Annotated in this window: 12 protein-coding genes and 1 pseudogene; 9 read left to right on the forward strand and 4 right to left on the reverse strand. The window is 58.2% G+C overall.

The window, feature by feature from the left end:
- Positions 1-15: 15 nt before the first annotated feature.
- The 3 genes and pseudogenes from surE to FE840_RS12540 all read left to right on the forward strand — a co-directional run bounded on the left by surE (position 16) and on the right by FE840_RS12540 (position 3,100).
- Positions 16-786, forward strand: coding sequence for a 5'/3'-nucleotidase SurE (gene surE, locus FE840_RS12530; protein ID WP_138288945.1), 771 nt, complete (start codon positions 16-18; stop codon positions 784-786).
- Positions 783-1,435, forward strand: a pseudogene (locus FE840_RS12535) (protein-L-isoaspartate(D-aspartate) O-methyltransferase). Before surE ends, FE840_RS12535 begins: the two are co-directional and overlap by 4 nt.
- A 126-nt stretch (positions 1,436-1,561) precedes the next feature.
- Positions 1,562-3,100 carry a peptidoglycan DD-metalloendopeptidase family protein gene (locus tag FE840_RS12540; protein WP_138288943.1) on the forward strand — a complete coding sequence of 513 codons (1,539 nt, stop codon included), beginning with the start codon at positions 1,562-1,564 and terminating at the stop codon, positions 3,098-3,100.
- A gap of 84 nt (positions 3,101-3,184) precedes the next feature.
- On the opposite strand, the gene FE840_RS12545 is transcribed toward FE840_RS12540, so the two are convergent.
- A complete protein-coding gene (locus tag FE840_RS12545; protein ID WP_138288942.1) occupies positions 3,185-4,057 on the reverse strand; it encodes an ATP-binding protein in 873 nt (290 codons plus the stop codon).
- 205 nt (positions 4,058-4,262) lie between these two features.
- Here FE840_RS12545 and yajC point away from each other — a divergent pair, with 205 nt between their 5' ends.
- From yajC to FE840_RS12570, 5 genes are all read left to right on the forward strand, one after another.
- A complete protein-coding gene (gene yajC / locus FE840_RS12550; protein ID WP_138288941.1) occupies positions 4,263-4,610 on the forward strand; it encodes a preprotein translocase subunit YajC in 348 nt (115 codons plus the stop codon).
- A 63-nt stretch (positions 4,611-4,673) separates the two neighbouring features.
- Positions 4,674-7,226: a protein translocase subunit SecDF gene (gene secDF, locus FE840_RS12555; protein WP_138288940.1), complete on the forward strand. Its 2,553-nt coding sequence runs from the start codon at positions 4,674-4,676 to the stop codon at positions 7,224-7,226.
- Between the two features lie 3 nt (positions 7,227-7,229).
- On the forward strand, positions 7,230-7,628 hold the full coding sequence (locus FE840_RS12560) for an Mth938-like domain-containing protein (protein ID WP_138288939.1): 399 nt from the start codon (positions 7,230-7,232) through the stop codon (positions 7,626-7,628).
- Positions 7,629-7,643: 15 nt separating this feature from the next.
- On the forward strand, positions 7,644-8,513 hold the full coding sequence (locus tag FE840_RS12565; RefSeq protein WP_246318767.1) for a phytoene/squalene synthase family protein: 870 nt from the start codon (positions 7,644-7,646) through the stop codon (positions 8,511-8,513).
- Positions 8,514-8,596: 83 nt separating this feature from the next.
- Positions 8,597-9,055 (forward strand): hypothetical protein, encoded by a 459-nt coding sequence (locus tag FE840_RS12570; protein ID WP_138288938.1) that lies wholly within the window; start codon positions 8,597-8,599, stop codon positions 9,053-9,055.
- Positions 9,056-9,070: 15 nt separating this feature from the next.
- Here FE840_RS12570 and trmFO read toward each other — a convergent pair whose 3' ends face one another.
- The 3 genes from trmFO to FE840_RS12585 all read right to left on the reverse strand — a co-directional run bounded on the left by trmFO (position 9,071) and on the right by FE840_RS12585 (position 11,204).
- Positions 9,071-10,486, reverse strand: a complete 1,416-nt coding sequence (trmFO, locus tag FE840_RS12575; protein WP_138288937.1) for a methylenetetrahydrofolate--tRNA-(uracil(54)-C(5))-methyltransferase (FADH(2)-oxidizing) TrmFO — start codon at positions 10,484-10,486, stop codon at positions 9,071-9,073.
- 172 nt (positions 10,487-10,658) lie between these two features.
- The gene (locus FE840_RS12580; RefSeq protein WP_138288936.1) at positions 10,659-10,802 is read right to left on the reverse strand and encodes a DUF1127 domain-containing protein; all 144 of its coding nucleotides are present in this window, start codon (positions 10,800-10,802) and stop codon (positions 10,659-10,661) included.
- A gap of 255 nt (positions 10,803-11,057) precedes the next feature.
- Entirely contained in the window at positions 11,058-11,204 is a 147-nt protein-coding gene (locus FE840_RS12585; RefSeq protein ID WP_138288935.1) for a DUF1127 domain-containing protein, read from the reverse strand.
- A gap of 684 nt (positions 11,205-11,888) precedes the next feature.
- On the opposite strand from FE840_RS12585, the gene FE840_RS12590 reads away from it, so the two are divergent.
- A complete protein-coding gene (locus FE840_RS12590) occupies positions 11,889-12,998 on the forward strand; it encodes a DUF2157 domain-containing protein (RefSeq protein ID WP_138288933.1) in 1,110 nt (369 codons plus the stop codon).

A 12,998-nucleotide genomic window follows, 5' to 3' on the forward strand; every position in this document is an offset into this window, starting at 1 on the left:
GACAAGGTGAGGGCAATGCGCATACTGCTGACCAACGACGATGGGATCCACGCCGAAGGCCTGGCAGTTCTGGAGCGTATTGCCCGCCAGCTGTCTGACGATGTGTGGATCGTTGCTCCCGAAACGGACCAAAGCGGTCTGGCGCATTCCCTGACATTGTCGGAGCCCTTGCGACTGCGGCAGATCGACGAGAAACGGTTTGCACTGCGCGGCACGCCCACCGACTGCGTGATCATGGCGATCCGCAAGGTACTTGATCGTAAGCCGGATCTGGTGCTTTCGGGTGTAAATGCCGGGGGCAACATCGCTGACGATGTCACCTATTCCGGAACGGTTGCCGGCGCAATCGAGGGGACCGTCCATGGCGTGCGCTCCTTCGCGCTCAGCCAACTCTACGATTATGTCCGGCGCACGCCGATCCCCTGGGAGGTTGCTGAGGCCTTTGCACCGGACCTGATCCGCAAGCTCCTCAATGTCGATCTGCCCCCCGGCACCTTCCTCAACATCAATTTCCCCAGTGCCGCTCCATCGGACGTTGCGGGAATTGAGGTCACGGGGCAGGGCAAGCTGGATTTCGGCTTGAGCGTTGAAGAGCGCCACGACGGGCGCGGCGTACCCTATTTCTGGCTCCAGTTTGGTGACCGTAAAGGCAATTTCCGCGCCGGGACGGACCTTCAGGCGATGCGCGAGAAAAAGATTTCGGTGACACCTCTGAAGCTGGATATGACGGATTATGCCGTCCAGGATCGACTGGCTCAGGCTCTTGGCTTTGGGAGCGATGATTGAGATCTGCGCTGCGTGAACGGGAAGGTTTTGCGGCTCTGGTGCTGCGGCTTCGCGCCGAGGGTATCACCAATCTCGATCTCTTGACTGCGGTGGAACAGACCCCGCGCTCTCAATTCGTGCCGTCGGAATATTCGGAAAGCGCTTATTCAAGCCGTTCGATTCCGATCGAATGCGGCTCCTTCATGGAAGGCGCTGATCTGGCCGTCCGGCTTCTGTCTCTATTGCAAATCAAGCCGGGGCAGCGCGTTCTGGAAATCGGGACCGGAAGCGGCTTCATGACAGCAGTGCTCGGACGCATGACGGAGCGGGTTATCTCGCTCGAGCGCTACCGCACCCTGATTTCCTTAGCGCAAAAGCGCATTGAGGTGCTCGGAATACGGAACATCATTCTGAAGCATGCTGACGGGATGAACGGTTTGCCGGGTGAGGGGACGTTCGACCGCATCATCGCCACGGCTGCATTTCCGGCCCATCCGCGATTCTTTGCGGAGCAGCTGGTGTCCGGCGGGATGCTTCTGGCTCCGGTGATGATCGATGAAACGACTTGCATGATGATGCGTCTCACCAAGACCGGCAGCCGCTTTGAGCGGGAGGATCTGTTCCCGTTCCCTATCTGCCGATCACGCCAAAAATGGCGTTGCACCTGTGAGCAAATCGCCTGCGGTTTATGCATCTTCTGGAATTAGTTCATAACGATTCAGACGGATTAACCGGCCAGTAACACTAACGCGCTTTAATGAATCCACATCCAGTAGCGTAATTTGTGGGTTTGGTCATGCGTCAGAGTGTATCTCCAAGAGTCGGACTGCCAGTTTCCCGGATTTGCGGGCTGATGCTGCTGGCAAGCACTGCCGCAGGCTGCAGCTCCGATGCCTCCCGCTTCAGCTCGGTGTTTGCGCCTGATACGTTGACAACCGCCTCTATTCCCGACCGCAGCTCCGTGGTAAGGCAGCCGCCAGTTCCCGCAGAAGATATCGGTAGCGCATCGATGGCCGCACGCCAGCAGACGCTGTCGCAACCTTATCCGCAGCAGCAGGCCGTGGCTCCGGCCTCAGCGCGTGCCGCAAGCACGCCGGTGGCGGTTCAGCGGGCAGAGTTGTCTGCGCCGACTTTGGCGGCATCAACCGCCAATAATGCAGCGCGTCAGGAAGCGCTGTCGCAGCCCTTCCCCAATCGTCCGGCGGGTGCCGCCCCCGCCTCCAGTCAGCAGACTGCCGCAGCGCCGATTGTTGCCGACAATCTGACCACCGGTTCCAATAGGGCAGCGCAGGGATGGAGCGCTGCAAATGGTGCGCGTATTACTTTGCGTCCGGGTGAAACCATTGCCATGCTGGCTGATCGTTATGGTGTGCCGGAGCGCGAGATCCTGCGGGCCAATGGTCTGACACATTCTTCGGACGCAGCAAGCGGTCAGCTCGTCATCATTCCGACATTTAATGGCGGTGCCAATGTCGCCCGGGCTGCCGCTGAAGCCTCAGGCCTTCCGACGGAGCGCAAGCCAATCGTCCCTGACCAGCCGCAGCAGAATGTTGCGGTTCTGCCAGCGACGCCCAGTTCACGGGAAAAGACGCAAGTTGCCAATACGGCAGCAACCGGCAATGCCCAGACGGGCGCTGGTGCGGGTGGCTCCGGCTACACCGTCAAACCAGGTGATTCGCTGACCAAGATTGCGAAAGCAAATGGGGTGAGTGTCGACAGTCTCAAGCAGGCAAACGGTCTTTCTACGGCCAATATCCGAATCGGTCAGGTTCTGGCGATCCCGACTGCGGGAACGCCTGTTGCTGCAGCGCCGGTGTCTCAGAAGGCCGATCCGGTCAAGACTGCTTCTGTTCCGGCAACTCCCGCCAACCAGCCAGCTGGCTACACGCCCCCGGCCAACAAATCCGTCACGGAAGTTGCAAAGGCTGATCCGCAGGCAGCGGCGCCGGAGCTCACAGGAATTGGCAAGTATCGCTGGCCGGCCAATGGCGCCGTGATCGCGCGCTTTGGTGCCAATATTGATGGAAAGCGCAGCGACGGTATTGCGATTTCGGTGCCGAAGGGAACCCCGGTCAAGGCTGCCGAGAATGGCGTGGTGATCTATGCCGGCAACGGATTGAAGGAGCTCGGAAACACCGTCCTGATCCGGCATGATGATGGCAAGGTCACGGTTTATGGCCATGCAGACAGCCTGAACGTCCAGCGTGGGCAGAAGGTCCAGCGCGGCCAGACGATCGCCAGTTCTGGTATGAGCGGCAATGTGAAGCGACCGATGCTGCATTTTGAGGTTCGCAAGGATGCGGCCCCCGTCGATCCGATGAGCTATCTCGAATAGTCACCCTCAGATAGAGGTAAATACAGAAAGACCCGCAGCACATGGTGTGCGCGGGTCTTTCTGTGTTCTGGCGCCGGGACAGTCTCAGTCGCGGCTCGTCGATATCCGAAAGCGCCCGGCAGCATCCTGAATATACTGCCAGGCCACGCGGCCGGAGCGTCCGCCGCGTGTGGTGGCCCATTCAAGCGCCTCACGATGCAAGTCTTCCTGTGACAGTGGCAGGTTGAAATGGGTTGCATAACCATCGATCATGGTCAGGTAGTCATCCTGGCTGCACTTGTGGAAGCCGAGCCAGAGGCCAAAGCGGTCGGAAAGGGAAACCTTTTCCTCAACCGCCTCCGATGGGTTGATCGCCGTTGATTGCTCGTTCTCCATCATGTGGCGCGGCAGAAGATGGCGACGGTTCGACGTTGCATAGAACAGGACGTTTTCGGGTCGTCCTTCAATGCCGCCGTCGAGCGCCGCCTTCAGCGACTTGTAGGCTGTATCATCATGATCGAAGGAGAGGTCGTCGCAGAATACGATCGTCCTGTGACCGCCAGACTTGATGACCTCCAGAAGGGTAGGGAGGGTCGAGATATCCTCTCGGTGGACTTCCACAAGCTTGAGTGCTCCCTGTCCTGCCTTGTTGATGTCGGCATGCACGGCCTTGACGAGCGAGGATTTGCCCATGCCGCGGGCACCCCACAGCAGGACATTGTTGGCGGGAAAGCCTTCGGTAAAACGAAGCGTGTTCTCGTGCAGGATATCCCGCACATGATCGACGCCCCGGATAAGAGACAGGGCAACGCGATTGGGGCGGGTCACGGGATTGAGGCGATGACCTGACGGGCTCCAGACAAAGCAATCCGCAGCGCTCCAGTCGGTCGTTGCCGGTGGAGGCCCGGCCAGGCGTTCCACGGCGTCGGCCAGTCGTCTCAATTCCCTGAGAATTGCAAGTGTCGTGTCCTCGGCCATCGGTCATGATCCTCCCGTCTGAGCCCGCCTTGAAGGCGGTCGCGGCGAGGTAGCATGACGTTTTCGTGTATCAAAGCCGTGCAGGCTGGAAAATGGTACGCTGCGGCGCTGTTTCTGTTGCATTTGAAGGGTGTGTCACTATATTCCGGCGACCTGAGGGCGGGGGCAGACGATCCCGCAGAGCTGGATTTCATAGGAGTTCTTCATGTTTATTACTGAGGCCTTTGCACAGGACGCCGCTGCGCCGAGCGCAATGGGCACCGGATTGGAAATGCTTTTCCTCTTCGCGCCGTTGATGGTGGTCTGGTATTTCTTCCTCATCCGCCCGCAGCGCCAGCAGATGAAGAAGCGTGAAGAAACACTGGCGGCCATTCGTCGTGGCGATCAGGTGATCATGGGCGGCGGTATCGTTGCCAAGGTCACCAAGGTGATTGACGACAAGGAACTGGAAGTCGAAATTGCCGAGGGTGTGAAAGTTCGGGCCATGCGCACCTATGTGGCGGAAGTCCGTGTAAAGGGTGAGCCGGTCAAGGCGGAAGCAGCTGCTTCCTGATTTCGTGCAGGCCGGCCTCGCGCCGGCCATTGCTTTTTCTGACGTTCCGACTTCGAGAGTTATATGCTGTATATTTCCCGCTGGAAAACATTGTTCATTTGGCTGACCGTCGCGTTCAGCGTGTTCGTTGCTTTGCCAAATGCGTTTACCGACGAGGAACTGGCCGGGCTGCCTACCTGGTTCCCGCAAGACAAGGTCACTCTCGGGCTCGACCTTCAGGGCGGCTCGCATATCATGCTGAAGCTGGAGCGTTCGGACATTGTTCAAGAACGCCTCGAGACGGTTGTCGGTGATATCCGAACCACCCTTCGCGACGCAGGTATTCGTTACACGGGTCTTTCGGGCGCGGGCCAACAGGTTCAGGTGCGGATTACCGACCCTGCGCAAGTTGATGCCGCCATCGAAGCTCTGTCTGAGATTACGGCGCCGGTCAGTGTCGGCGGCTTGACGGGTGGCACCGTCAACGAGGTGACGCTGGACCGTGGCTCGGATGGCGAGCTGCGCTTCATACTGACGGATGCGGGTATTGATTACCGTGTCAGCTCAGCCGTTACGCAGTCCATGGAAGTCGTGCGTCGGCGTGTGGACGAACTGGGCACCACTGAGCCGCTGATCCAGCGCCAGGGTGAAGACCGCATTATTGTACAGGTGCCGGGTCTGACCGATCCGCAGCGTCTGAAGGCTCTGCTCAATCAGACGGCCAAGCTCTCGTTCCACATGGTCGATCAGTCTATGCCGGTCGAGGAGGCCATATCCGGTCGTCCCCCGGCTTCGTCGGAAGTGCTTTATTCCTCCGACGATCCAGCCATTCCCTACCTGATTGAGCGTCGCGCGCTCGTGTCTGGCGAAAATCTCGTCGACGCGCAGGCGGCCTTTGACCAGCGGACCAGTGAGCCGGTCGTGACATTCCGCTTTGACAGCCGCGGTGCGCAGCGCTTTGCTCAGGCAACGCAGCAGAATGTCGGTCGTCCCTTCGCTATTGTGCTTGACCAGCAGGTAATTTCGGCCCCCGTCATTCGCGAGCCGATCGTTGGCGGCTCCGGTCAGATTTCCGGTAACTTCTCCGTTGAAGGCGCAAACGACCTTGCTGTTCTGTTGCGTGCCGGTGCGCTGCCTGCGACGCTCACCGTCGTCGAGGAACGGACCGTTGGCCCCGGTCTGGGCGCTGACTCGATCCGTGCCGGTGTCGTCGCCAGCATCATCGGCGCCATTGCCGTTGTCCTCTTCATGTTGGCGTTTTACGGCACCTTTGGCGTTATGGCGAATATTGCATTGGCCGCCAACGTGACCATGATTTTGGCCGCACTCACGACGATCGGGTCGACACTGACGCTGCCGGGCATCGCCGGCATCGTTCTGACCATGGGTATGGCGGTGGATTCGAACGTGCTGATCTATGAGCGCATCCGAGAAGAAGCCAAATCGGGCAGGCCATTGATCCAGGCGATCGATATCGGCTTCAAGAAAGCCTTTGCGACAATCATCGATGCCAACCTGACAACCCTGATTGCCGCTGTGGTTCTCTTCTTCCTGGGTTCGGGACCTGTGCGCGGCTTTGCTGTCACCCTGACAGTGGGTATCGTGACGACGATCTTCACCGCATTCTTCCTGACCCATTGGCTGATGGCCACCTGGTATCGCTGGAAGCGTCCGAAACACCTGCCAAAGAGCGTTCGGACCGGTTTCTTTGACGATAAGAACATCCCGTTCATGGCGGTTCGTCGCTTCACCTTCATTGCGGCCATGGCTATCTCCGTGGCTTCGCTGGTCGGGTTTGCGACCGTTGGCATGAACCTCGGCATCGACTTCAAGGGCGGGTCGATCATGGAGGTGCAGGCGCGCAATGGCGAAGCCGACCTTTCGGACATTCGCACGCGTCTTTCGGACCTCAATCTCGGCCAGGTCCAGGCGCAAGGCTTTGGCGATCCGTCGACGGCTCTTATTCGCCTGCAGGCGCAGGAGGGCGGAGAAAATGCCGAACAGTCAGCCATTGCCAAGGTTCGGGGCGAGCTTGAGGCCGATTACGATTTCCGCCGGGTAGAGGTGGTTGGTCCTGCGGTGTCCAGCGACCTTACCCAATCGGCTACAATCGGTGTCGCCGCAGCGCTGTTTGCGATCCTGATCTATATCTGGTTCCGTTTCGAGTGGCAGTTCGCCCTCGGTGCGATCATCGCAACCTTGCACGACGTTGTCTTCACGATCGGTCTGTTCGTTTTGACGGGAATAGAGTTCAATCTCACCAGTATCGCGGCGATCTTGACGATCATCGGTTATTCGCTGAACGATACGGTTGTCGTCTACGACCGAATGCGAGAGAATCTCAGGCGCTACAAGAAGATGCCTCTCGACGTTCTGATCGATATCTCGATCAATCAGACCCTGTCGCGTACCATCCTGACCGCTGGCAGTACCATGCTTGCTCTTGGCGCGCTTTATGTGTTCGGTGGCGAGGTCATCGCATCCTTCACCTTCGCGATGCTGGCTGGTGTTCTCATCGGTACATTCTCGTCGGTCTACATCGCTGGCCCGGTCCTGATTGCATTCAAGCTGCGCCCGGAGACTTTCCAGAAGGACGAGAACGAGGTGGACGAGGCCGTCGCAAAGTTCGGAGCCTGACACGTGGTCTTCGGTTTCGGCAACAAGGGTATAATCGTCCGGGAGGCGCATTTTCCCGGACGTGAACCCATTGACGCCTATGGGAATGGCGGCTTCCGCTTTGCCGATATGTCACACAAGGGCTCGCTTCTGCTTCTCCCCTCCGGCATCTATGGCTGGGACATGGCCGAAGGGGACAGCCTCAGCGTCGATCGCTTCGATCGAGTCTTGAATGAGACGGGTGTCGAGTTCCTTCTGATCGGCACGGGCAAGTCGATGCGGCTGGTACCGCAGGAATTGCGCGAGGCCTTGAAGGCGAGGGGCATTTCAAGCGATCCTATGGGAACCGGCGCAGCCGTGCGCACGTATAACATCATGCTGGCCGAACAGCGGCCAGTGGCGGCGGCTCTAATTGCGGTTTGAACGCATAGGTGAATTTTGATAGAGACGGGACCTACAGCCACTGAGCGACAGGGCAACGAAGCGCTCTGCCTTGCCACCCTGCGCGAGACCGACCGCGACCGATATCTTGCCTGTCTTCTGACGCCGAGCGAGCAGCGCGCTGCTGTTGCCGCGCTCTATGCGTTCAATGCGGAACTGGCACGGGTGCGGGATCTGGTCCGCGAACCGCTTCCGGGCGAGGTGCGGCTGCAATATTGGCGTGATCTGCTCAATGGTTCCGCGCATGGTGCGACGGCGGCCAATCCGGTGGCCGCGGAACTGCTCCGTGCAATTGGTGATCACAACCTGCCGCTCGCGCCACTTCTGGCCATGGTGGATGCCCGGGTCTTCGACCTTTACGATGATCCCATGGAAACGCTGTCCATGTTCGAAGGCTATGCCGGTGAAACCGCATCGGCTCTCATTCAGCTGACAAGTCTTGTCGTTGATCCGCAACTGGCGTCAGAGAACAGTGAAAGCGCAGGGCATGCTGGTGTGGCCCAGGCAATCGCGGGAAGCCTGCTTCTGCTTCCAATCCATCAGTCACGCGGACAGGTCTACATGCCGCTCGATCTCCTGTCTGCAATCGGGCTGGATAGACAAGCCTTTCTCGATGCCGATGTTCCGAGGCTTGAAGGTGTTGTCGAAGCCTTTGCAGGCATCGGCTTGGATCATCTGCGCAAAGCGCGCGCGAGCGCGAAGCTTTCAAGGCAGCTGATCCCGGCCTACTTGCCGGTGAGCCTTGTGGAGCCTATTCTGAAGGGAGCTGCAGCCGAGCCGCTCCGGTTTTTGCGTGAAGATGGTCGGATGGCGCAATGGCGCCGCCAGTTGCGGATGATGATGGCGCTGTGGCGTCAGCGCTTCTGAGAAGCGACGCAATTGCCCGCGACCACATTCGCGCAAGCCTCACGGGCTAAGGAATGCACGCATCTTTGCTGTGGAGGATTCGCGTGGGCTTGATCACTTGGACCGTGCTGTTTGCTCTGGTTGGCCTCTTGGGTTATGTCGCCACACGCATGGCACATTCGAGCGAGAGAGACAGTGCCCATGATGCGGGCATGGCCATTATAGAGTTCGGTCACGCCTTTCCCAACGAAGCCATTCGAAATCTGCACATTACGGCAGATGGCATGGCTGTCTTTGTCCGTCTTCATGACAACAAGGCAGGCTTCATGCGTCACCTGCGCAACCACTATGCCTGCCACCTGATCGAGCCCGGTACGGTTCGCGTCAGGGATCTCCCGGGCGGCAAGGGTTTTGACATCGAGTTCCTCGATGCACCTTTCCACAATGGGAAGTACACCTTTGCCAGCGCCGCAGAGGCCGCCGAAGTATCACTTTGGCTGCTTGGCAACTATCTGCCGGCTGGTGAGCGTGTTCTCACCAGCAACCCAGTTCCATCCACCTGATGGAGGCGCTACGACTTAAGGCGCTTCCCGGCCTAGCCATGCACGACAATCAGACAGCGCACGCGCGGCAATCAACTGCCGCTTCGTGATCGTCTTGTCCTTGCCGCGGAAACGCTTGACGCCATCGGGCTTGACGATGGAGCCTGGTTCAAGTTCGGGGAATAGGCCGAAATTGATGTTCATCGGCTGGAAGGACCGCTTTCCGGGTTCGTCATCGGAGACGATATGGCCACCGGTGATATGGCCGAGAAGGGAGCCTAGTGCAGTCGTTGCCGGCGGTCTGCTGATCTTCTCACCCTTCCGTTCGGCGGCAGCGAAGCGACCTGCCAAAAGGCCAATGGACGCGCTTTCGACATAGCCTTCGCAACCGGTAATCTGCCCTGCGAAGCGCAGACCGGGGCGGTTCTTGAGCTGCAGAGTCTGGTCGAGCAGCGTGGGGGAATGGATATAGGTATTGCGGTGAAGCCCCCCCAGGCGCGCAAACTCCGCATTTTCAAGACCGGGTATCATCCGGAAGATTTCCGCCTGAGCGCCATAACGCAGCTTCGTCTGAAACCCGACCATGTTGTAGAGCGTGCCCAGCGCATTGTCCTGGCGCAGCTGCACGACCGCGTAGGGTTTGACGGTTGGATTATGGGCATTGGTGAGCCCCATCGGTTTCATCGGTCCGTGGCGGAGTGTCTCGCGACCGCGCTCGGCCATGACCTCAATCGGCAGGCAGCCATCGAAATAGGGCGTACCCTCCCATTCCTTGAAGCCGACGGCATCGCCGGCGATCAGGGCATCGATAAAGGCATGATATTGCTGCTCATCAAGAGGGCAGTTGATATAGTCCTTGCCCGTGCCTCCGGGACCGACCTTGTCATACCGCGACTGGTACCAGCAGATGTCCATATTGATGCTGTCACGGTGGACGATGGGGGCAATGGCGTCAAAAAAGGCAAGTGCATCTTCGCCCGTCTTCTGACGGATGGCTTCTGCCAGATCCGGAGACGTCAGAGGGCCGGATGCGATGATGGCGAGGTCCCAATCCTCGGGAGGCAGGCCTTTGATTTCTTCGCGTACGACTGTGATCAGCGGATGATTTTGGATGGCGGCGGTGACTGCATCGGAGAAGCCGTCGCGATCGACCGCAAGTGCGCCGCCGGCAGGAACCTGGTGCTTGTCGGCGCAGGCCATGATCAACGAGCCCGCCAGCCGCATTTCGGCATGCATGACGCCGACGGCATTCGAGGTGGCGTCGTCGGAGCGGAAGGAATTCGAGCAGACAAGCTCTGCCAGGCCGTCGCCCTTGTGGGCATCCGTACCGCGTATTCCGCGCATTTCATGAAGAATGACCGGAACGCCGGCCTCTGCAATCTGCCAGGCAGCTTCGGAGCCGGCGAGCCCGCCGCCTATAATGTGAATGGGGGAATAAGTGCTCTGTTTCATGGCGGCTCCATATCATGGAGCGCTAGAAGCTCCAATGCCCCAGGCAACTTCTCTGTACCTTGCGACAAGATGGCTCTGATCGCGGCAGGGGTATTGTCGTCAGCGGCCCCGAGCACGAATCAAAAACGGCACCGTGGGTGCCGTTCCGGACTGTCAGCGATATCGGTTCCGATTAACGGAAGGAGCGCGACGCAATATTGCGGATCTCGTAACGCGTGATGCCAATGTCATTGAGGGTCTGCTGCGACAGATTGCCGAGCTCGGACATCGTGCGACGGTAGTTGATCCAGTTCTTGGCAAGGCGGATCGGGTTCATGACTGTTTCCTCGTAATCTCTTGTTGGCTGATCTGCGGTCCTGTCCGCTTCAGCGATTGAGAGTGTTATACAAGCGTAAAACAAGATTGTGCAGTGCAAATTCTAGGCGACTGCTATGCATTTGTGCATGGGGATGGCGAGTTTTGCGGCAGCGCTAAGAAAAATGGCAGCGGTCATGAAGTGGAACGACGACAAAAAAGGCCCCCTGACGGGAGCCTCTCTGCACTGCGAAAACCACCCTTGAAGGGCGGTCGATCAGCCGTTGACTGCGTGACGGGCAACGCGACGGATGTCTTCGCGGCCAATGCCGAGGTCGCGCAGTTCACGGTCGGACATCCGGCCCAGTTCGGTCACGGTCTGCCGGTATTTGCGCCAATTGTTAAGCGAGCGTGCAATGTTCATTGTAAGCCTCATTTGCTGGTGGGCCCCGCCGTGGGCCTTAGTGAATTCGATGATCAGAATGTATGTTGCACCGCGAAGAAGTGCTAGGCCCAATGCTTCAAAGCACCTATGCGCCTCATGCATAGGGGTGTTGTTAACGCTTTGTTAATTGGTCATTTTTGCGGCTTTTCGGATTTCTTTCGCCACAGCCTGATCCTGTCCCATGCAGCCCTCCACGTTTAGACTGGGTGTCTGTCGCAACAGGTTTGAATGGTCTTGTCTGGCCCTTGGCTTGTCAGTTCTAGCGAGTGATCCGACCAAAAAAACAACGCCCACCGGGGGAGGAGGTCCGGTGGGCATCGTTTGAAGCGATTAACGACCGGGAGGAGGAGTGCCGTTAATCCTATCGACTGGCATTGGGAGGAGGATAATGCCGGTCGAATTCTGTCATCTTTTCCAATATGGCCCGAACGCCTGAAACATCGCCGTTCGCTTTCTGACATGACATTAGCCAACTCCACATAGGTATTGCAGTGCAATATGATCATGGGAGTTATGCAATCTTGAATGATCGTGCCGAAGACGTTTACGGAAAGTGCTTGCGGTCTGATATCTGCACAAGATGCAAACGGTATTGACAGTGCAGGCTTAGCGTTGAAAGTCGACCTTCAAGGCGCCTCAGTCAGATTGGTGCGGGGGGATGGCATGTATCGCGGGCGATTGAAGCGTGATTTGGCGCTCTGGACGGAAAAGGGCCTGTTGAGCGCGGATGCCGCGCAATCAATTCTTGCCGAACTTGACTCGCGCAAGAGCAGTTTCAGCTTTGGCAATGTGCTGATGATGCTGGCAGCGGTTTTGATTGCGGCGGCGATCCTCCTGCTGGTCGCGGCCAACTGGCAGGCAATACCGCGCCTCATGAAGATTGGCGGCATATTCTTTCTCATCTGGATTTTTCATGGCCTCGCCATTTTGGCGTATTTCAAGCAAAGGCCCATGCTTGTCTCGGTTTTCCTAGTCCTGGGATCGGCAAGCTTTGGTGGAGCAATTGCGCTGATTGGCCAGGCCTATCATCTGTCTGGTGACGCGCTCCAGGCGGCACTTCTATGGTTTGCCGTTTCAGCCTTGACCGGCGGATTGGTGCGCTCTTCCGCGTTAACAGTGATGTCGGGGCTTCTTGCTCTGCTTGTCTGTTACTATATACTTGAAGATATCGGACTTGATCCAGACTGGCTTTCGGACGCCTGGTCCTATGTGCCGTTGGCGCTCAGTCCAATTCTTGCGTGGCTTTCGCTAAGGTCAGGCAACGAGCGGTCCCTGCACTTTCCCTATATGATCGCATCCGGTTGGCTGCTTTGGATGGCTGGCATTGACCGGTTTGATGCGGCTTCGCTGATTGTCGCGGTCCTTGCCTATGCTCTGTTCCTGGGACTGGCCATTCAGGGCTCACCCGCCTATCGGCTGCGGCAGCGGTTCGGGGGAGCCACGACCTTCTATCCATTGCTTCTCGCTGCCTTGTCCGCCGCCTTTGTCCAGTTTTCCGAGCTGGGGGTGTTTGAGGCCGTATTGACGGGCCTTGCCATTCTGGCTGGCAGTCTGCTTGCGCTGGCGCTGGAAGGACGGGATAACGGAGCGGTACGCTTTCTCGCCTATTTCGTTTTCGCTCTGGAGGTTCTGTATCTCTCCTACGAGACAATCGACAGCATCATGGGAACGGCCGCCTTTTTCCTGCTGGCGGGTGTGATCGTCGCGCTCCTTGCCCTTGTTGTTATCCGGCTTGAGAAACACTTCGGGCGCAATGTTCAGCGAAAGGTGTGA

This window comes from Peteryoungia desertarenae (assembly GCF_005860795.2).
In the GTDB taxonomy this organism is placed as follows: domain Bacteria; phylum Pseudomonadota; class Alphaproteobacteria; order Rhizobiales; family Rhizobiaceae; genus Allorhizobium; species Allorhizobium desertarenae.